A 19737-nucleotide genomic window follows, 5' to 3' on the forward strand; every position below is an offset into this window, starting at 1 on the left:
GCCTGGCGCAGGCCTCTTAAGAAATGGCTACCGGGAAGATCGCCCCCAGGATCATCGCGCCGAGGATCGCTCCGCCGGTGATCGGTTTACCCCAGATATAGAACAGCAGCGCGCCGAGCAGCGAACCGATGCCGATCGGGATCGAGGCGGTCATCGCCGACAGGATGATCAACGGCCCGAGGAAGCGGCCCGAGGAGTTGCCCGCCCCCATCATCACGTCCGCCCCGTAGGTGGAGTTGCTCTGATTGATGGTGAATTTACGCGCCAGAATGATCACGTAACCGATCGCCAGGCCGATGATCAGGCCGGTGGCCAGCGAAGCGGCGAAGTTGGCGACCGGGAACACGATGCCGGCCCCCAAAAGCAGCGCCGGTACGCCCAGCCCGACGCCGGTCTGGATCGCGCCGCCGATGTCCAGGATGCCCACCAGCGAGCCTTCGATGATGCGCGCGAACAGGAAGCTGGCGCCGAACGCCGCCACCGCGCCATACACGCCGGTATCCATCCCCGCCCGCAGCATGGAAACGAACGCCACTTCGTTAAAGGCGCCGATGCCGTACAGGTAGTACATGTGCGTCCCGGCGAACACGCCGGAGGACAGCAGGCCAACAAAAATCGGGAATGACCAGTCGGCGTACCAGAAGCCTTTTTGGGTTTGTTCTTCCATCATCCCGCTCCTTATTTACCGCTCAGGGTATTGTGAATGGCGTCCAGCCAGCCCGGCACGCCGAGGCTGAAGGACTCGAGAACTTTCATGTCGAAGCCGCGGAAGAAGCCGCTCAGCACGAACAGCAGCACGATCACCGCCATCATGATCTTGGTGATTTTGTTCCAGCCGCTCTCTTCCACGCCTTTGCCGATCAGAATGCCCAGCACCAGGCCCGGTACGGCGTTGCCCATGATCAGCTGCGCCAGGCCGCCGAAAATGGTGCCCCAGAAGCCGGAACGGCGCCCGGCGTCGATCGCCGCCAGCCAGAAGATCACCGGCATCACGGTGTTCACCAGCAGGTTGGCCGCCGGCACCAGCACCTTGATGGCGGTAACCTGCAGCGCGGCAGGCACGGCGGAAGCGGTGGTATTGAGGAAGGCCACCACCAGCATGCCGATGATGCCGCAGGCGATGGCCATTTTTTTCGGATCGTGCAGCGTTTGCGCCAGATTGCGGTTCTTGACCATCAGGGCCGCCGCGCCCCAGTGCGGGATGATGCGGTGATCGACGTCCTGCGTGAAGGAGCCCGCCGCCACGGAAGACGCCCAGGCGTTGAAGAAGAAGCCCAGACCGAATGAGAAGTGGGAAGCCGGATCGCCCTCGCAGGAGTTCAGCTCGCCCAGGGTGCGAAACGCCCCCATGCCCTGTGTTGTCGGCGCGTGGAACATGCGTGCGGCGCCGGCCCCTACGCCGACCCCCACCAGCCCACCGATAATAATCGATTTAAATAAGATGATTAAAAACATCAGTATACCCTTTCATTTATGCTAACGTTTTTATTTCGTGACGAAGACAACCTTCTCGGTATTGATAATGGTTACGTTCACGGTTATTTCCAGAGAAACGGCATAGCTCTTTCTTTCACGTGGCAAAAAGAAGAAAAGAAATTTCTCTTTAGTTATTTTCTCTTCCGCTTTCACTACGCTGACGTCCTGCGGCTCGATGCGCAGCAGAATATTGTTGGTGGACTTTAATACCGCGCCCTGCACATTAGCCAAGGCGGAAGCAAAAGCTTTCGCTTTGCTGTCGCCTTTACCCTCCACCTTTACCGATGTGGTATATTGCTCTTTCATTATGGGTTGCCATGTTTTTTGATGTAGGCTTCCACCAGTTTCTGGCCCAGCTCTTCTTTATCCATAAAGCCGAAACCCAGCACGTTGCAGCCTTCATTAATTGCCGTCACGCCCTCTTCCACCGAACGCATGCCGTATTTGGCTTTGTAGCCGTATTTGGTTTGCGCGGTAATCGCGCCGGCGCCACCGCTACCGCAAAAAGAGATGCCCAGCTGCGCGTTTTCCGCTTTCATGACGTCGCCCAGCTTCATGTCCGCCGCCACGCCGGGGATAACCACCGCTTTTCCGCCTGCGTTTTCAACACCCTGGCCGACTTTTTGCCCTTTGCCCAAACGATCGCCGATCACTACGGTAATTTGACCCATGTTATATTCTCCTGATTTAAATCGATGCATTAACCGCTATGCGTTATTATCTTTCGCCACTTCGAAGTGCACTGACAATAAATAGGCTTCTTCGATAGGCAATGTGTCAAACTGATCCATCACGCGCTCCGCCATTTGCATGGATTCGGCGGAGATTTCGTCGAACAATGATTTATCTACCTCCGGCAACGGCTCGCCGGTTATTGAACGCAGCACCATGGCACGAATATGCGATTCCAGCATCTGTTGCTGCACCGCATTGGTATAAATATTTTCAGCATTCAGCATCGCGGTAATATCCGCCAACACCCGAGCGGTGATCGCCTCGGCTTCGCTGACATCGGATTGTTCAATTTCTTTTATCGAAGCAGATCCATCATTCACTTTTCAGTACCCCTAGATCCCACATTAATCAGTAAGCCGTAAAGCGCATCACCTGAATAACCCGCTTTCTGTGATGTCTTTACCCTACTCCCGGTAGGATTTTCTGTGTAGACCGGTTTTTTCCAGTTCGAAGTGGAAATCGAATGACGCGCGGAGATCCATTTCGCAAAACGGCGCTGCGGCGAAAAAGTGAATGAGATAACAATTACATAACCCGGCTAACGGTTTTTTTTGCCTCGATTGACGATAAAAGCCTTCGTGATCGGGATCTCTTTCTTTTCTTGCCCCAACCGCCTACTATCACTAGGACAAATCGACATTACCCACACCCCCGCTCCTCTGGCGCGGGGGTGTTGCTTTGTGTTGTTTTTCCGAATTTATGGGCGCACAGACTGGCGCCCTTTGATTTGACTGGAGAGTGGAATGACCAAACCCATCATTACTATTAATGAGCTGGATGCGGAACGCCTGGATGCGCTATTGGAACAACCGGCCTTTGCCAATACCGACGTCGCCGCCGCGCTGAACGACGAATTGGATCGCGCGGAAATCCTGCCGCCGGAGAAAATGCCGGCCAACGTGGTGACCATGAACAGCCGCGTGCGTTTTCGCGATCTGCACACCGATGAAGAGCACGTGCGCACGCTGGTTTACCCGGCATCGCTGAAAGACAGCCACGATCAGCTGTCGGTGATGGCGCCGCTGGGCGCAGCGCTGCTTGGCATGCACGTCGGCAAGCAGATCTCCTGGCAATTGCCGAACGGTGAAGAAGCGCGGATTGAAGTGCTGGAGTTGTTGTACCAGCCGGAAGCGGCGGGCGAATACCACCGTTAAGCGGTTTTCAGGGCGGCATCCGGCCGCCCTTTCTGTCTCAGACGCAGATAGCGATCAACACGGCGATCAGCAGCAGCACGTAGATTTTGGCATGCAGCGCATCGCTCACCTTCGGCAAACAGCGCCTGGCAAACACGATCCCCGCAATCCCCGCCACCACCAACAACCCCAGAATGTTCAGATTGACGTAGCCCAGATACTGCGGCCCGCTCATCTCGTGCCACCCCAACACGATATACATCAGCGCCCCGATCACCGCCACCGGGATCGACAATGGATTGGCGGCGCTGACGCAATATTTCATGTCGTAGCCGTGGCGGCGCAGCAGTGGCACCGTCATAACGCTGCCGCCCACCCCCAGCAGCGTGGCGATACCGCCTATCAGCGGGCCGCCGCCCCACAACGTGGCGGGGGACAGGTCGGCGCGCGCCGGTTTGACCAGAAAACCCCGGCGGAACAGACAGTCGGCGATGGTCACCGCCATATAGATCACAAACAGCCCGCGGATCACGCCGTCCGCCAGCAGTGAGGAGGCGAACGCGCCCAGCGCAGCGCCGATGCCGATGAAAAAGATCAGCGGCACGATGGTTTCGCGCAGCAGGTTGCCGCTGCGCCAGTTGGTCAGCGTCGCGTAACTCGCGTTGAGGATCATCACCGCCGTCGAGGTTGCCACCGCGATATGCATCGCCTGGCCGGGCTGCTCGCCCGACACAGAGATCAAGTGATAGACGAAAGGCACCACTACAAAGCCGCCGCCGAAGCCGAACAGAATGGTGGTGATGCCGGTCAGAAAACCGGCCCCCAGTACAATCAACGTTTCAATCATGGCCGTGCGCCCGCACGAAGTCGTCGAACCCGGCGCAGAACTGCCCCGCCAGCGGGTGGAAGCGATCGCCGACGAACAGCCCCAGATACTGCTCACGCACGGCGTCATGGTCCACCAGCTCAATGCCCGCCTGTTCCGCCTGCGCCAGCGTCTGCGCATCCGGGAAACCCCAGTAGCGCGAATCGCCCTGCTTTTCCGCCGTTATCGCTTCGCTGTGCTCCGCCCGCATCAGCTGGCGCGCCAAAAAGGTGCCGCTTTGTACGCCCAGCAACATCATGTTTTCCAGGAACGACAGATCGTGGCGCAGCTCGGCGGGCAGACGGGCGATCACCGGGCCGGCGTCCCAGTGCTCATCCATTTCATGCAGCGTTACCGCACAGTCCCTGTCACCGTTCATCATCGCGCGGAACAGCGTCATCACCCCGCGATAGCGTGGCAAATCTCCCGGATGCAGGTTCCACAGCAGCTTGCCGCGTCGGCTGAAGGCGCGCACATAGTCGGCGGAAAATTTCTGATAACAGCGTAAAGAGATCACCCCGTCCATATGGCCCAGGCTGCTGATAAACGCGGCGTCATTGATGTCGAGAACGCGATGCGCTTTGACCCCGGCGGCGGCCAGGAACAGAGCCGGCGGCTGATAGGCGCCCTCACAGGCGGCGGCGTTGCGGCCAACGAACGGGAACACGAAATCATTCAGCACCTCGCGCTCATACAGCCCCAGGCGGCGAACCGCCGGCTCCTGCGTGCGCCCGGCGCTTTTCGCCAGGGGAAAATACACCGTAAAAGTACACTCGTCCCTCAGGGCGGCGATCAAATCCTGACACACCAGCCAGGAGAAAATGTCGTTGCCGACAAAGAGCGCTACGTTTTTCATACTTCAGCCTTCTTTGCATTGAAAATAGGGTTGTTGAACACGATCTTGCTGATATCCCGCGTGATGGATTCCATCGCCGAGGTGTAAAACAGATCGCCCTTGGCGGGCGCGCCAAGCGAGTAGAGATGCTGCTCACGGCCGCGTCGGTCGGCGATTTTCAGCGTGTGCGGGTTGCACTTCACGCCGCCGAACAGGTTCTCTTGCACCAGCCCGTCTTGCAGCAGCTGATGGCTCAGGCGGTTGGGCGGCAGTTGATAAGAAGGCGTGGTGCAGTTGAACAGATACTGCGCATGCACCCGCGTCTCATGACAACGAAGGATAAACCCGTCCGCCCCCTTACTGATATCCACCAGGCCGCCGCAGGCACGCAAGCGTTGGCTCTCCAGCGCCGCCACGATCTTGCTGGCGTTCTTTAGCGGCATGGCATGTCGATTGCGCATCCAGGAGGAGTTGTAAAAGCGCATGAAGACCTGCCGGTTGTTGGCATCCATCTTGACCCAGGCGGCGCACACCGCCGGGTGGATCGCCGCCAGATAGCTGCAGATATGCTCCCGGGCAAAACGCGCGCGATCGAGACTGTCTGCCAGATCGCGATAGCAATCGCGCCTTTCCCCCAGCGCCGAGAGCACCGTCAGCCGCTCCGGCCCCGGATAGTGGCGCGCCAGCGCGGCATTGATCGCATGTACCAGCTGATGCGCGTCAATAAAATCGCGGCCGGCGACAAAGCGCCGCAGCGCCTCAACAAACGCTTCCGGCGGCGGACGCATCAGCGCCGGCTGCACGCTGGGGAACAGGCCCGAGCGCGACAGGGCACAGATGTCGGTCGCCCCCAGGCGCTCCATCAGCTCAACGATGGCGTCAATCGCCGTCAGGCTGCAGCCGATCACGCCGATGCTCGAATAAGGGTTGATCGGCGGCAGATCCTGGTGGGCCTGATAAGCGATCACGCCATCCACCGGATAGAGACATTCCGGCGGGTTGTGCCCCGAACACAGCACCAGCGCATTCATCTGTTCGGCGCTGCCACAGGTGGTGGTCAGCCGGTAGCCGGCTTCGAGCGGCGCGATGGCATTTACTTCGGCGGTCACGAAATTCAGCGCGACGTTACTGTCCGCCGCCATATAAATCGTCATGTCGCGAATAAAATCGAGATATTCCCGATACAGCCAGCGCGGCGGATAACGATCCTGGCAAAACTGCGGGAAATGCATGGCGATCCAATCAACGAAGTGCGTGTCGTCGAAAATATCCGCCGACATATTTTCCGGCGTCATATTTAATATATGGCTGTCAAAATCGCTGCTGTATGCCATTCCGCCCTTGAAGCCCTGCTTGTCGAACACCGTCAGGGAAAGCGGCCTTTTGCAATGATTAACCGACTTATTTTTTATAAAGTTATACGCAAAAGCGATCCCGGCGGCTCCGCCGCCAACCACACCGAACTTATACATGAAATATCACCTTATAGTCATTGAACAGCGCTAAGAACTATTGCTTCAGGTGTTGGAATAAAATGACGCTTTATTCCTTATTAACTTCTTGTATTGCGAGAACGAAAACCTTCGTCCCACCCCGGTGTGAAAACTTGCACGGGCTTTATGGCCGATAAAATAACGGCACCGCGAACAAGCATTATTTTTCTGCCCCGATAGTAGGGCGGCGGCCGCTGGCTTGCTTTATATGAAAGGCCAACTATCATTGCGTTTCGGCCAATCTGCCCGCCAAAGGAAACACATGCGCAACGTCCGCATTGATGACATCGACCACGTAACGCGCGCGGTGATCGCCATCGGCACCGATTATCCGCCGGGACACCTGCTGCCGATGCACAGCCACCGGCGCGCGCAGTTGCTGTACGGCGCCACCGGCGTCATGCACGTTTTCACGCAGCAAGGCAATTGGGTCGTCCCGCCGCAGCACGCGGTATGGCTACCGCCGCAGATGCCGCACGCGGTGAGGATGGTCGGCGTCACCACCCGCAGCCTATACCTCGAACCCGGCGCGTTGCCCGCCGAACGGCCGCAGGTATGCCAGGTGGTCAGCGTCACTCCGCTGATGCGCCAGCTGTTGATGGCGGCGGTGGATATGCCGCTGGAGTATGAACAAGAGGGGCGCGACGGAGCGCTGGCAACACTGCTGCTGCATGAGCTGGCCAGGCTGCAGCCCTTGCCGTTGCACATCCCGCTGCCCGCCGATCCTCGGTTAGGCGAGCTGTGCCGCGCCTTTTTGCAGCACCCCGACGCCCACGACTCCGCGCAGCGGTGGGCGCCTCGTCTGTACATGAGCATTCGCACCTTCAGCCGCTTCTTTCGCGCGCAGACCGGCCTGCCGTTTTCGCAATGGCGCCAGCGCGCCTGCGTGGTACTGGCGTTGGCGCTGCTGGCCGAAGGGCGCAGCGTAACGCAGGTGGCGATGGAAATGGGATATGACAGCAGCGCGGCGTTTTCAACCATGTTTCGCCGCGTGCTCGGGCAGGCGCCCTCCTCCTATTTGACGGAAGACGGGCGCGACGGTTGACGGATTAGCGGAATTTCTTGTGGTTGGCGTCGCGGGTTTGCTTGAAGCCCTGCGCCAGCTGCTTCGCTTCGGCGACTTTGCCCTGATTGGCCAGGGCCAGCGCCTGATCGATCTGGCCGATCAGGGTATCCAACCCGCTGCGGAAATCTTTCATCTCCGGGCTGTCGGCGGCTTTGTCTTCCAGCTTCGGCGGAGTGCCCTGTTTGGCATCCTGCGCGGCGGCGCGCATGTTTTGCAGGCTCTGTGTGAGGGTAGCGGCGGAATCGGTATTCAGCACCGTTTTATAGTTTTCCGCCAGGGTGTCCATATCGTCGCCCAGATCGGCAGCGACCGCCAGCGAACTGGCTGCCAGCAGCGTCAACGCCGCCAGCGCTTTCAGGGTATTCTGCATGTTTGCTCACCTTCCAGTTATTGTTTTAATTAACCCACCGTTACCATAGGCAAGGCCGGGCAAAACCGAAACCGGAGATTTGTAAGCAAGGTTGAGACGGGATAACGCGCGACCGGCGGGCGCCGGCCGCGCAGAGGATCACTGACCGGCGATCTTCATTTCCGGCAGCAGCACCGAACCGCACTGGATATTGCTGCGGGTTTCAATATCGCTGCCGACGCTGACGATGTTGCGCAGCATGTCTTTCAGGTTGCCGGCAATGGTGATCTCGCTGACCGGGTACTGGATCTCGCCATTTTCCACCCAGAAACCGGCGGCGCCGCGCGAGTAATCGCCGGTGACGCCGCTGACGCCCTGGCCCATCAACTCGGTGACCACCAGGCCGGTGCCAAGCTGTTTCAACATGCCGGCGAAGTCCGCGCCCTGCCCGGCAATGCGCCAGTTATGGATGCCGCCGGCATGGCCGGTGCTGTGCAGGCCCAGCTTGCGCGCCGAGTAGCTGGTCATCAACCAGGTCTGCAGCACGCCGTCCTTGATGATATCGCGCCGCTGGGTGCGTACGCCCTCGCTGTCGAACGGCGTTGACGCCAGCCCTTTCAGCAGGTGCGGATGCTCCTCGACGGTCAACCATTCCGGCAGGATCTGTTTGCCGAGCGAGTCCAGCAGGAAAGTGGATTTACGGTAGACGCTGCTGCCACTGATGGCGCCCACCAGATGGCCGAAAAGCCCGGTGGCCACTTCGGAGGCGAACAGCACCGGCGCCTTCATGGTCGACAGTTTGCGCGGCGCAAGACGTGCCAGCGTGCGGCGGGCGCACTCCTGCCCCACCCACTCGGGGCTGTGCAGATCGCCCATCGCACGGCCGATGGTGTAAGCGTAATCCCGCTCCATATCGCCGTCCTGCTCCGCAATGACGCAGCTGGACAGCGAGTGGCGGCTGGAACAGTAGCTTTGCAGCATGCCGTGGCTGTTGCCGAACACCTTGATGCCGTAGTGGCTGTTGAAGCTGCCGCCTTCGGTATTGGTAATGCGTTTGTCCGCCGCCAGCGAAGCCTGCTCGGCGCGCGCCGCCAGCTCGATGCCGCGCTCGGCGTCCAGCTCGGTCGGGTGGAACAGATCGAGATCCGGCGCCTCGAACGCCAGCAGATCTTTCTCCGCCGGGCCGGCGCAGGGATCTTCAGAGGTGTAGCGCGCGATGTCCAGCGCCGCCTGTACGGTGCGGGCGATGGCATCCGGGCTGAGATCGGTGGAAGAGGCGCTGCCTTTGCGTTGGCGGTGATACACGGTGATGCCCAGCGCGCCATCGCTGTTGAACTCGACGTTTTCCACCTCGCCGAAGCGAGTGCTGACGCTGATGCCGGTCGATTTAGTGACCGCCACTTCCGCCGCGTCGGAACCGGCGCGGGCCAGCTCCAGCGCCTGAGAAACGGCCTGTTCCAGCGCCTTGCGCTGTTCTGCAACTTGAGTGACTACTTTCATCAATCTGCCATAATTAATCAGAAAATCGTTGAGAAAAGTGCCGGAGCGGCGTAGTTGTGCACGCGGAGCGGCGCGCAAAAATCCTGAGATTTCTGCCGTTGAGTCTAACAGGAACCGCGTTGAATTTCGCATAAAGCCGGCAACCTGTTAGGATTAGCCTCTTTTTAACGGAGCCTACCATGAACAAACAGCCTGAAGACTGGCTCGACGATGTCCCGGAGAATGAAAACGAGGACGATGACGAGATTATCTGGGTCAGTAAAAGTGAAATTAAACGTGATGCCGAAGCGCTGAAAGACCTGGGGGCCGAAATGGTCGATCTGGGCAAAAACGCGCTGGATCGCATTCCGTTGGATGAAGATTTGCGCGCCGCCATCGAGCTGGCGCAGAAGATCAAGAAAGAGGGCCGTCGCCGTCAGCTGCAGCTGATCGGCAAGATGCTGCGCGCCCGCGATATCGAGCCGATTCAGACCGCGCTCGACAAGCTGAAAAACCGCCACAACCAGCAGGTTTCGCTGTTCCATAAGCTGGAAGCGCTGCGCGACCGCCTGGTGGAAGAAGGCGATGACGTCATTCCGTCGATCCTTGATCTGTATCCAGCAGCCGATCGTCAACAGCTGCGTTCACTGGTGCGCAACGCGCAGAAAGAGAAGGCCGCCAACAAGCCGCCTAAGGCTTACCGCCAGATCTTCCAATACCTGCGCGAGCTGGCCGAAGCGGCTGACTAAGCGCCGCCGCCGTCCCGGGATGAACCCGTTTCATCCCCGGTGATGCGCCGGTTCGCCGCTGCTTTCGCGGATATTGAAGCGCAGGCTGCCTTCCAGCTCTTCTTCCGCTTCTTCAAACAGCAGAATGATTGCGCCGAAACGACGCTTGCTGCGGGCATTGAGGTGGGTGAACTCGATTTCCACCGGCAGACCGATATCGCCGGTCACCACGTCCCACAGCGCGTCGAGGTTGGCGCCAAACCCCTCGTCCAGCGCAAACTTGTGCGCGAAATCGCGGTAGAAGGTTGGCACGTCCTGGATCTGCTCAAAATCAAACTCTACTTTTGCCATCAAACTCACTCCACACGAATGAAGTTTTTGTAATGGTCGCGCGTGACGAAGATCAGACCGTCGCTCGAATACAACAGGCGATCGGCGCCGCGCCGGCCACACTGGTAATTGATGTCCGCTTCGCGCCAGACCCGGCCGCCGGCGCTCGGCAGTTGCCCTTCACGGTTAGAGAATCGATCGCCGCCAATCGCCTTGCCCGGCAATACTGCACAGAGGTTGCCTGAACGCGGATCCCAGCCCTGCTCGCGCGCCTGCTTCTTGGTGACGTAATAGTCCGGCAGCCGCTGATGCTGCTGCAGGTAGCTCACCACCGTTTGCTGCTGCGTGAGCCGGTCGATGCTCTGCTGCTGGCCCGCCGGTGCCGGCACCCTCGCCGGATTGCCGTCGATCGCACGGTGCTCGTTGCCGCGCAGCGCGCTGAAGACGGCGATGACCACGGCGATGACAATCGCCAACAGAATCCGCTTGTTCATGACATTCCCTGAAATTATGCCGCCGAAGGCGCCGCAGCTCCCCCAGGCTAGTTAGGTATATAGTCGACCTGGATGAAACTAAGATGACCGGCACGTCACGTTTTCGCGGCGGTAAGCGTTTCATCCATTCATGACAATGATGCCACTTTCCAGCCGTTCTGGCACTCGGAGTCTCTCTGAAAACGGGCCGCCTCTTATGAGACGGCCCGCCAGATCGGGCACTGCTTTCAGTATAGTCAGGGAAGACGCCGCACAACGCGGCGCAACAGGAGGGAACGCATCAATCGATCAAGGCGTGACGATAGCGATGCAGCATATCGGCCAGGCGTTTCACGGGCCCGGTGACGCTGAGCGGCGCCTGATTGTCCACCAGCTTCTGCTGGTACTCATTCATCTCACCCAGCAAGCGATCGTAGTAATAGGCGCGCTTGACGTCGTTCTTGGCGGAGACCACCCGATCGGCGGTGCTGCGGATCTGGCGGTGGAAGGCCGACAGCTCTTCGCTGGCCGGAATTTCCGCTCGCTGCATGCGCTGATGGGCGATGATCAGGTTCAGCGCCAGACGATACTTGGCGATGTCGTTCGGGAACATCATCAGCAGCTGATTAAGCTGCTGATACAGCGCAGGCAGGTGGTTTTGCCGACGGCGCGCCGCCTTGGTGGTCAGCGCCGACACCGCGCTGCTGACGAACTGGTTGAGCAACGTGCGGCCGGTGCGTTCGCGCGAATTATCGCGGATCAGCAGCAGCACCATCAGCCCAACGCAGCTGCCGAGGAACTGGCCCAGCGCCCCATCGAGAAACTGGGTCACGTTGAACTCCATCGGGTTGCTCAGCACCAGAATGTTGATGGTCCCCGCCAGCAGCCCCAGCGAACCGAGCCGCCGCTTCTGAACCTCGATGCCGATGAAAAACGCCAGCAGGCCGAGGCTGAGACACAGCAGCAAAATGCTCTGCTGGGTCGCCGGCAGGATCACCATGAAGAACAGGGAACCGACCGGGATCGCCGCCAGCATGCCCAGCACGAAATCCATCGCCACCATGCGCGGCGCCGGGGTGCGCATCGCCAGCGAGGTGATCACCGCGATGATCACCATAAAACCGCTGCCGGACGTCCAGCCGGTCCACAGCCACAGCAGGCTGCCGAAGGCCGTCGCCACAAAGGTGCGCAAGCCGTTGATCATCGCGTGATGTCCTTCCGCCGAGGTCGGTTTGACCACGGTTTCGTTGCTCAACACCCCCTCTTCCACCGCGCTGATGCTGCAGTTGGCGTGCACGCCTTTCGACAGCAGCAGGTAGCGCGTCGCCGCGCCGACCCAACCGGTGATGGTCGGCAGCGTTTCCTCGGAACGATGCGTGGTCAGCACCTGGCGCAACAGCTTCATGCGCTTGTGGATCTCCTGCGGGGTTTCCGCCGGGACCATCAGTTGCTCCCGCAGGCTGTCTTTCAGCGCATCCGGGTGATTCAACAAGATCAGATAGGTTTCGCAGGCCTGGGTGATCAGCGTCAGCGACAGCGTATGCAGCGCCTTCACCCGTCGATTGACCTTCTGCCAGCGCGAGGACTCCATCATCAGGTTGTTGCGCATGCCGTCCAGGGCCGTGGTGCTCTTGACCAGATTGCTCCAGGCGCGATCGATGTCTTCTTTGTCGGCGTTGCTGATGCACATCTGCATCAGGCGATATTGAGCCACCAGCAGTTGATCCACCGCCCGATCGATGTCCTGTTTGATCGAACGCGGCGAGAACAGCAGATCCGCCAACACGGCGCTGACGATCCCCAGCACGATCTCGCTGCAACGCTCGATGGCGAACTGCGGCGCTTCCAGCAGATGAGACTCGCTGGTAGCGACCGTCACGATGATGATCAGCGCGGTATATCCGGCCAGCCCCCAGGCATAGGAGTTCTCCACCTTGATGAGTGAAGAAAGCCAGGTGCAGAAACCGGCCCAGATGCAGCACAGCAGCAGCATCACCACCGGCGCGCGGGCGGTGGTGATGATAATGATCAGGCCGACGAAGCAGCCGATAAAGGTGCCGATGATACGCAGCCAGCCGCGGTGGCGGATGGCGCCGGAGAAGGGTTCACCGCCGGCGGCAAAGGCCGGGCCGGCGGCGACGATGGCGGCGGTCATCGCCGACCAGCGCGGGGTTTCCAGATTGAGATGGAAGCCGACAAACAGCGCAAACACAATCGCGAAGCTGAGTTTGAAGGCGAATCTCAGCCGGATAAAGGTTGGGCTGCTCATTAGCCGAACTCACGCAGCCGGTGCATCAGGCGCACAAAAGGTGAGCCGCTGTCGGCATTGCGATCGTTTTTGCCAACGATCACCACGGTGGCAGTGGTGCCGGCCGGGTACGGATGCTGTTGATCCTTGGCGTCCAGCAGGATTTTCACCGGCACGCGCTGCGCCAGGCGTACCCACTCCAGGTTGCTGTCGATCGAGGCCAACCCTTTGTTGTTCACCGTGCTGCTGCTGTTGTTCACCGCCGCCGCCACGCTGTCGACGGTGCCGTGCATGATGCGGTTACTGCCGAGCGGAGTGATCTCCGCGCGATCGCCCTTATTCAGGCCGTTCAGCTTGGTCTCTTCCAGGTACGCCAGGATGTAGAAGGAATCTTTCTTCACCAGCGCCACCGCCACCGACCCACGGGTGATGTATTCACCGGCGTGTACGTTGAGGTTGGTGATCCAGCCATCGGCCGGGGCGCGCACCGTGGTGCGCTCCAGATCCAGCTGCGCCAGCTCGCGCGCCGCAATGGCCTTCGCCAGCTGGTGCTGCACGGTCTGCAGCGAGTTGTTCGACTGGTCAATCTCTTCCTGCGACATCGCCTGCACGCCCAACTTCACGCGGCGGCCGGCCTCACGCCGTTTCTCCGCCGCCAACGTCTGATAGTAGGCGACGTCGGCGCCGGCTTCCGCCAAGGCCTGCTCATAACGCGGCCGATCGACCACGAACAGCACCTGACCTTTCTTCACCAGCTGGTTGTCCACCACCGGCACGTCGGTCAGCAGGCCGCTGACGTCCGGCGCGATCGCCACCACGTCGGCGGTGAACTTGGCATCACGCGTCCACGGCGACTCGGTGTAGAACACCCAGGCCTTGAATACCGCGGCAATGCCCAGCAGCACAAGAATCAAAGTGATCGCGATTCGGGTTATTTTTATCGAAAAATTTTTCACAGCGACCTCAAACAAAAAGACACGAAATCAGATAAAACAAGCAGCAATACAGCGCGGTGTTAAACAGCGCCGGATGCCAGACAAAATCGTAAATCCCCGTCGGCTGCAGCAGGCGGCGCAAGAGAAAAAACAGCGCCAGCGACACCAGCAGCTCGAAAAACACCGGCGGAAACGACAGTCCGAAGATGACCATAACCGGAAGCAAACTCATCACTTTTTCCTTATTGTTCACTGCGCCGGGGAAAGACACATCTCGCCATTCACATTCTCTTTACATTTTAGCGTGCGCGCGCCACAAATCTTGACCAGACAGCTTGTCCAGGTCACGAACCCGAAAAAAGGTTAAACTTTGGGGCAGACGTCCACGACAGGGATTGCGAGGGTGCCGGAGGAGCGGCAGGATTACGTCGCCGATCGCTCTCGCACGTTGGTAAGGTCTATTCACCCGACCACGTTATATTAGCCTGCTTACTATCAAGGCATCAACAATCTGTGATCTAAATCACTTTTAAGCCAGAGTGAATAATGGAAAGATTAAAACGGATGTCGGTATTCGCCAAAGTGGTTGAGTTCGGGTCGTTTACCGCGGCCGCGCGCCAACTCGGCATGAGCGTTTCATCGATCAGCCAAACCGTCTCGAAACTGGAAAATGAGCTGCAGGTCAAGCTGTTGAACCGCAGCACGCGCAGCATCGGCCTGACCGAGGCCGGCAAAATCTACTATCAGGGCTGCCGACGCATGCTGCAGGAAGTCAGCGAAGTGCATGAGCAACTGTATGCGTTTAACAATACGCCCGCCGGTACGCTGCGTATCGGCAGCTCATCCACCATGGCGCAAAACGTGCTGGCGAACATGACCGCCGAGATGATGAAAGAGTATCCGGGTCTGACGGTCAACCTGGTGACCGGCATTCCGGCACCGGACCTGATCACCGACGGGCTGGATCTGGTGATCCGCACCGGCGCGCTGCAGGACTCCAGCCTGTTCTCCCGCCGCCTGGGGCAGATGCCGATGGTGGTGTGCGCCGCCAAAAGCTACCTGAGCCAGCATGGCACGCCGCAGAAGCCGAGCGACATGGTCAACTTCTCCTGGCTGGAGTACAGCGTGCGGCCCGACAGCGAATTCGAACTGATGTCGCCGGAAGGCATCACCACGCGCATTTCCCCGCAGGGGCGCTTCGTCACCAACGACTCTTCCACCATGATCCGTTGGCTGAAAAACGGCGCCGGCATCGCCTACGCTCCGCTGATGTGGGTGATCGAAGAGATCAAACGCGGCGAAATTGAGATCCTGTTCAAAAGCTACCATTCGGATCCGCGGCCGATCTACGCGCTCTATACCGAGAAGGACAAATTGCCGCTGAAGGTGCAGGTGTGCATCAATTATTTAACCGACTATTTCGAACGCGTCGCGGCAGTCTATCAGGGCTATCGCTGAGCCGTGCTCAAATAACGGTGCGCCAGCGCGCCCAGCAGCACCAGCGCCAGCATGCCGAGGCCCCATAGCAGCCAGACGGCGTAGCCCGCCCAGGTCAGCAGCAGAGGAAAATAGCTCGCCAGCCCGCTGCCCAGCTGTTTCAGCCACGGCAGCCAGGCATCCAGCACCGTCTGCGGCACCAGGCTCAGCGCACCGTTCACCGGCAACGATGCGTTCCCGGCCGCCTCCGCCAACGACGGGAGCCAGGCCAGCACCCCGGCGACGCCCCAGGCCAGCAGCGTCCACAGCACCATGGCGCCCAGCAGCAGCGCGAGTGTCCAACCGCCCCGGTTCACGGCACACCGCCGCCGCACTGCGGACAAAAGCGGCTCCCCGGCGGCAGCGGCGCGGCGCACTGTCCGCAGGTGGCGCTCGCCGCGGCAAACGGCTGACCGCAGCGGTGGCAATAACGGGCGCCCGATTTATTCACGGCCCGGCATTCCGGACACTGCGGCCCCGGCTCGCCATGCTGGTTATAGCGGTTGCCATGATGCCCACCGCCGTGGCTCGCACGCAGATGACCGCCGTTAATACCGCCTTGCCCCAACAACCGTTTCAGTAAGCTCATCCCGCCTCTCCTCTGTGCATTGACGCTGAACCTCACTGTAAACCCTGGAGTAAACTCCAGGGTAAAGCCCGACGAGCAGGATTTACGTTTCATTACATCGTAAAAGTGGCAAGGCTTTGATGCCGTTAACAAAAGCACCATCGGCATTATCCCACGCCACCGCGCTGCGTTATGCTGCGGAAACCTCTCCCTGCATCAGGAATAACCATGAAAAAAATCATACTGGACTGTGACCCGGGGCATGACGACGCCATCGCCCTGTTGCTGGCCTGGGGCAATCCGCAGATCGACCTACTGGCGGTCACGACCGTGGTGGGTAACCAAACGCTGGACAAAGTGACGCGCAACGCGCTGGCGGTGGCCCGCATCGCCAATATCACCGGCGTACCCTTCGCCGCCGGCTGCCCGCGCCCGCTGGTGCGCAATATCGAAGTGGCGCCCGACATTCACGGCGATTCCGGCCTCGATGGCCCGGTGCTGCCGGAACCCCACCTGCAGCTGGACTCGCGCCACGCGGTGGATCTGATCATCGAGACCGTGATGGCCCACCCGCCCGGCAGCGTGACGCTGGTGCCTACCGGCGGCCTGACCAATATCGCCATGGCGGTGCGTAAAGAGCCGCGCATTGCCGAGCGGGTCAAGGAAGTGGTGCTGATGGGCGGCGGCTACCATGTGGGCAACTGGAGCGCGGTGGCGGAGTTCAATATCAAAATCGATCCCGAAGCGGCGCACATTGTATTTAACGAAAAATGGCCGCTGACCATGGTCGGGCTGGATCTCACTCACCAGGCTTTGGCCACGCCGGCAGTCTGCGAACGCATCGCCGCCCTCGGCACCCGGCCGGCCGCCTTCGTCGGCGAACTGCTGGCATTCTTTGGCCGTATGTACCGGCAGGCGCAGGGCTTCAGTGCCCCGCCGGTGCACGATCCTTGCGCGGTGGCCTATGTGATCGATCCGAGCGTCATGTCGGTGCGCAAAGCGCCGGTGGATATCGAGTTGACCGGCACCCTGACGTTGGGCATGACGGTCGCGGACTTCCGCGCGCCGCCGCCGCCGGACTGCCACACCCAGGTCGCGGTCAAACTGGATCAGGATAAATTCTGGGATCTGGTGGTGGATGCGCTGGAACGGATCGGCGACGTGGAGTAAGCGCACAAGAGACGAGACTAACGCGCTTGGGCAAGCGCGTTAGTCTGTATTCTGCCGCGGCAACGGGGAGGCTCAAGTCATAACTGCTTTTATTTCCAATGCAGCAGAACAATCCTAATAATAAATCATTTCATGAAAATTTAAAAAAACAGATAAAGACAAGAAGAATCCTAATAAAAATAATAAAATGAAAATCACATTGAATTTAAAAATCAGCAATGAGAAACGATGAGATAAATTTCCGCCGTCGCGCCGACACTGACGACATCAATTAAAAAAGCAGATACCTCTTCTATTCTTCACAGGGCCTGCCAATATAGGCCATTGCCGGGATACTCCACGATATTCGCGCACGTAGAAATCACAACCAACCATTTGATTTCAATTGATAAAAACAAGAATTAGATAATGAATTGACTGAATCACAATAGATTTGAGAAAATGGCGCGTCTGTTTTTGCAAACAACAAACATACCTTTTGCGGGTGAAAAATACGGCTTAAACTTTCTTTGGGTACACAGCCTCGCGCATTCTCAGGGCAAACATTATTTATCGCTTCACCATAAAGACGGTTTAAATTTCCCGTGAGACATTTGCGAATTGAACATTACACGCATTTCAATATCAGGACAAAGGAAAGGGAATAATAAAAACATGCATTCAATAAACGCTATCAGGCCATGGCAGGTTAACCATGGCCGATAAATCTCCCGCTAACACAGCGACCATCGCCGTGCTGCCCCTGCTGCTGATCTGGATGACGGTGATCCTGCCGATTTATTACCCCAATATGGGCGGCGACGGTCTGGCGCTGCCGCAAAACATTCTGGCCTGGGCCGTCATGGCGCTCACCACGCTGATAGTGACGTTCACCGTTTGCCTTGGCCGCACCCGTCTTTCGCTGACCCCCACCGCACGCCTGTTGCTGCTCGGCATCGCCGTGCTGGCGCTGCCGCTGCTGTATACTCGCTCCGAGTGGCGCGAAGACGCCCTGTGGCGCTGCGCCGGTCTGCTCGGTGGTTGGCTTTTCTATGTCGCCTGCCTGCAACTGCGCCTAACCCCCAGGCAGCGCAACCTGTTGCTGTACGGTCTGCTGTTCGCCGTCGGCGTTCAGACACTGCTGGCGGCTCTGCAACTGTTCGCCCCCGCGCTGGCTTGGGTATCCCCTAACGGCAGCCGGGTCTACGGCGTCTTTCAGCAACCGAACGTGCTGGGCAGCTTTATCGCCACCGGGTTGGCTTTGGCGCTCTGGCAGCTGCTGGCTCCCCTCTCTGCGCCAACGCGGCGGCGGCAAATCCCGCTGCTCGCGCTGCTGGCCGCTTTCTCCGCCCTGCTGGTGCTGATCCAGTCGCGCGCCGCCTGGTTGGGGGCCGCATTGGCGGCGGCGCTGCTGCTGTGGCGCTTTGCCCGCCAACGCCCGGCCGCAAGCCGCTGGGCCGGCGGCGCGCTGCTGCTGGGCGCCGCGATCGGTCTGACGGTGCTGTTCACCGGCTTTGGCCTGGATGGCCGCGCAGGTCTCATCGCACGCGAAGGCTCTAATTATTCACGTCTGACCATGCTGCAAGACACCGTCGCCATGATTTTCGCCAAACCGCTGCTGGGCTGGGGCTATGGCGGCTTTGAATACAGCTTCGCGCACTTCCGCCTGCAGACAATGCCCTGGCGAGAAGTGCTGGAAGTCGCCGGGCATCCGCACAATGAAATCCTGCTGTGGTGGGTTGAGGGCGGCCTGCCGGCGCTGGCAGGTATCGCTATCGTCATCGTCGCCGGCGCGCTGCTGCTGAAACGCGCCTGGCAACGGGATCGCGAAGCGCCGGCCGGTGCGCGCGTCGGGCTGTTTCTGGTGCTGCTGCCAATGTTGATACACACCCAACTGGAATACCCTTTCTATCTGTCTGCGCCGCATTGGCTGGCGTTTCTGCTGCTGCTGGCACTGTTGGACGGCCAAACCGGCGCCCCACGCCCGCTGCCGTTAGCCAAAGCCCTGAGTCTGCCTGTAGCAATGGCGGCGCTCGGCGTGTTAGTGATGGCGGTCTTCGCCTGGCAAGGGCGCATGGCGCTCACCCAATCGGAGCGCACGATGCTGGCCACCATCGACAGCATCGAGCAGATGCCGCCGCCGGCCGCCTGGATCTATCGGGAGCGCAAAACGTTCGACGAGCAATCTCACGCGCTGCTGGTCTATAACCAAACGCGCGATGATGCCCTGTTGACCGGCTATCGGCAGTGGGCCAATGCCTATCTGCAGCGCCGTATCGACGCCAACGTCTACGCCACGCTGATCATGATCTTGCGCTATCAGGGGGATCAGGCACAAGCCGAGGCTCGCCTGCGGGAAGCCGCTTTTCTGTTTTCTCGGGATGCGCGGTTTAGGTAAA

Annotated in this window: 23 protein-coding genes; 6 read left to right on the plus strand and 17 right to left on the minus strand. The window is 59.5% G+C overall.

Annotation, left to right across the window (positions count from 1 at the left end; translation table 11 throughout):
- Positions 1-16 precede the first annotated feature (16 nt).
- From GUC32_RS21680 to GUC32_RS21700, 5 genes are read right to left on the minus strand one after another with little or no spacing between them, the layout of a single operon-like run.
- The gene (locus GUC32_RS21680) at positions 17-667 is read right to left on the minus strand and encodes a DUF4310 family protein (protein WP_004937013.1); all 651 of its coding nucleotides are present in this window, start codon (positions 665-667) and stop codon (positions 17-19) included.
- 11 nt (positions 668-678) lie between these two features.
- Entirely contained in the window at positions 679-1455 is a 777-nt protein-coding gene (locus tag GUC32_RS21685) for a DUF4311 domain-containing protein (protein WP_004937006.1), read from the minus strand.
- A gap of 30 nt (positions 1456-1485) precedes the next feature.
- Positions 1486-1782, minus strand: a complete 297-nt coding sequence (locus GUC32_RS21690) for a DUF4312 family protein (protein WP_004937003.1) — start codon at positions 1780-1782, stop codon at positions 1486-1488.
- Positions 1782-2147 (minus strand): glycine-rich SFCGS family protein, encoded by a 366-nt coding sequence (locus tag GUC32_RS21695; RefSeq protein WP_369435428.1) that lies wholly within the window; start codon positions 2145-2147, stop codon positions 1782-1784. Before GUC32_RS21695 ends, GUC32_RS21690 begins: the two co-directional genes overlap by 1 nt.
- Before the next feature lie 36 nt (positions 2148-2183).
- A complete protein-coding gene (locus GUC32_RS21700) occupies positions 2184-2531 on the minus strand; it encodes a glycine dehydrogenase (RefSeq protein WP_369435429.1) in 348 nt (115 codons plus the stop codon).
- Between the two features lie 423 nt (positions 2532-2954).
- Here GUC32_RS21700 and rnk point away from each other — a divergent pair, with 423 nt between their 5' ends.
- Complete coding sequence (gene rnk, locus GUC32_RS21705) at positions 2955-3365, plus strand: nucleoside diphosphate kinase regulator (RefSeq protein ID WP_004936993.1); 411 nt, start codon at positions 2955-2957, stop codon at positions 3363-3365.
- Between the two features lie 37 nt (positions 3366-3402).
- On the opposite strand, the gene GUC32_RS21710 is transcribed toward rnk, so the two are convergent.
- The 3 genes from GUC32_RS21710 to GUC32_RS21720 are packed head-to-tail and all read right to left on the minus strand — an operon-like array spanning position 3403 to position 6516.
- Complete coding sequence (locus tag GUC32_RS21710; RefSeq protein ID WP_369435430.1) at positions 3403-4191, minus strand: sulfite exporter TauE/SafE family protein; 789 nt, start codon at positions 4189-4191, stop codon at positions 3403-3405.
- Positions 4184-5065: a formyltransferase family protein gene (locus tag GUC32_RS21715; RefSeq protein WP_043141942.1), complete on the minus strand. Its 882-nt coding sequence runs from the start codon at positions 5063-5065 to the stop codon at positions 4184-4186. The genes GUC32_RS21710 and GUC32_RS21715 overlap by 8 nt, the downstream gene beginning before the upstream one ends.
- Positions 5062-6516, minus strand: coding sequence for an FAD/NAD(P)-binding protein (locus tag GUC32_RS21720; protein WP_025304387.1), 1455 nt, complete (start codon positions 6514-6516; stop codon positions 5062-5064). Before GUC32_RS21720 ends, GUC32_RS21715 begins: the two co-directional genes overlap by 4 nt.
- Positions 6517-6799: 283 nt before the next feature.
- Here GUC32_RS21720 and GUC32_RS21725 point away from each other — a divergent pair, with 283 nt between their 5' ends.
- Positions 6800-7582 (plus strand): helix-turn-helix domain-containing protein, encoded by a 783-nt coding sequence (locus GUC32_RS21725; protein ID WP_025304388.1) that lies wholly within the window; start codon positions 6800-6802, stop codon positions 7580-7582.
- Positions 7583-7586: 4 nt separating this feature from the next.
- On the opposite strand, the gene cybC is transcribed toward GUC32_RS21725, so the two are convergent.
- Both cybC and pmbA read right to left on the minus strand, forming a co-directional pair.
- Positions 7587-7973 (minus strand): cytochrome b562, encoded by a 387-nt coding sequence (gene cybC, locus GUC32_RS21730; RefSeq protein WP_016930224.1) that lies wholly within the window; start codon positions 7971-7973, stop codon positions 7587-7589.
- A gap of 138 nt (positions 7974-8111) precedes the next feature.
- Positions 8112-9452: a metalloprotease PmbA gene (gene pmbA / locus GUC32_RS21735; protein ID WP_025304390.1), complete on the minus strand. Its 1341-nt coding sequence runs from the start codon at positions 9450-9452 to the stop codon at positions 8112-8114.
- 179 nt (positions 9453-9631) lie between these two features.
- Here pmbA and yjgA point away from each other — a divergent pair, with 179 nt between their 5' ends.
- On the plus strand, positions 9632-10180 hold the full coding sequence (gene yjgA, locus GUC32_RS21740; RefSeq protein WP_004936968.1) for a ribosome biogenesis factor YjgA: 549 nt from the start codon (positions 9632-9634) through the stop codon (positions 10178-10180).
- Positions 10181-10210: 30 nt separating this feature from the next.
- Here yjgA and GUC32_RS21745 read toward each other — a convergent pair whose 3' ends face one another.
- The 5 genes from GUC32_RS21745 to aaeX form a co-directional block, all read right to left on the minus strand.
- Entirely contained in the window at positions 10211-10510 is a 300-nt protein-coding gene (locus GUC32_RS21745; protein WP_004936963.1) for a barstar family protein, read from the minus strand.
- 5 nt (positions 10511-10515) lie between these two features.
- On the minus strand, positions 10516-10983 hold the full coding sequence (locus GUC32_RS21750) for a ribonuclease (RefSeq protein ID WP_025304391.1): 468 nt from the start codon (positions 10981-10983) through the stop codon (positions 10516-10518).
- A 280-nt stretch (positions 10984-11263) separates the two neighbouring features.
- The gene (gene aaeB / locus GUC32_RS21755; protein ID WP_049296279.1) at positions 11264-13231 is read right to left on the minus strand and encodes a p-hydroxybenzoic acid efflux pump subunit AaeB; all 1968 of its coding nucleotides are present in this window, start codon (positions 13229-13231) and stop codon (positions 11264-11266) included.
- Positions 13231-14166 carry a p-hydroxybenzoic acid efflux pump subunit AaeA gene (aaeA, locus tag GUC32_RS21760; protein ID WP_033644462.1) on the minus strand — a complete coding sequence of 312 codons (936 nt, stop codon included), beginning with the start codon at positions 14164-14166 and terminating at the stop codon, positions 13231-13233. Before aaeA ends, aaeB begins: the two co-directional genes overlap by 1 nt.
- A 7-nt stretch (positions 14167-14173) precedes the next feature.
- Positions 14174-14377 (minus strand): p-hydroxybenzoic acid efflux pump operon protein AaeX, encoded by a 204-nt coding sequence (aaeX, locus tag GUC32_RS21765; protein ID WP_004936952.1) that lies wholly within the window; start codon positions 14375-14377, stop codon positions 14174-14176.
- Positions 14378-14691: 314 nt separating this feature from the next.
- Here aaeX and aaeR point away from each other — a divergent pair, with 314 nt between their 5' ends.
- Positions 14692-15603, plus strand: coding sequence for an HTH-type transcriptional activator AaeR (aaeR, locus tag GUC32_RS21770; protein WP_025304394.1), 912 nt, complete (start codon positions 14692-14694; stop codon positions 15601-15603).
- Here aaeR and GUC32_RS21775 read toward each other — a convergent pair.
- Together GUC32_RS21775 and GUC32_RS21780 are read right to left on the minus strand one after the other, a co-directional pair.
- The gene (locus GUC32_RS21775; RefSeq protein WP_043141909.1) at positions 15594-15938 is read right to left on the minus strand and encodes a hypothetical protein; all 345 of its coding nucleotides are present in this window, start codon (positions 15936-15938) and stop codon (positions 15594-15596) included. The genes aaeR and GUC32_RS21775 overlap by 10 nt on opposite strands.
- Positions 15935-16210 carry a zinc ribbon domain-containing protein gene (locus tag GUC32_RS21780; RefSeq protein ID WP_025304396.1) on the minus strand — a complete coding sequence of 92 codons (276 nt, stop codon included), beginning with the start codon at positions 16208-16210 and terminating at the stop codon, positions 15935-15937. Before GUC32_RS21780 ends, GUC32_RS21775 begins: the two co-directional genes overlap by 4 nt.
- 207 nt (positions 16211-16417) lie before the next feature.
- Here GUC32_RS21780 and GUC32_RS21785 point away from each other — a divergent pair, with 207 nt between their 5' ends.
- Positions 16418-17359: a nucleoside hydrolase gene (locus GUC32_RS21785; RefSeq protein ID WP_025304397.1), complete on the plus strand. Its 942-nt coding sequence runs from the start codon at positions 16418-16420 to the stop codon at positions 17357-17359.
- A 694-nt stretch (positions 17360-18053) separates the two neighbouring features.
- Positions 18054-19736: a PglL family O-oligosaccharyltransferase gene (locus GUC32_RS21790; protein ID WP_049208304.1), complete on the plus strand. Its 1683-nt coding sequence runs from the start codon at positions 18054-18056 to the stop codon at positions 19734-19736.
- The last annotated feature ends 1 nt before the right edge of the window (position 19737 follow it).

The organism is Serratia sp. NGAS9 (assembly GCF_009905295.1).
Classification (GTDB): Bacteria; Pseudomonadota; Gammaproteobacteria; order Enterobacterales; family Enterobacteriaceae; genus Serratia; species Serratia bockelmannii.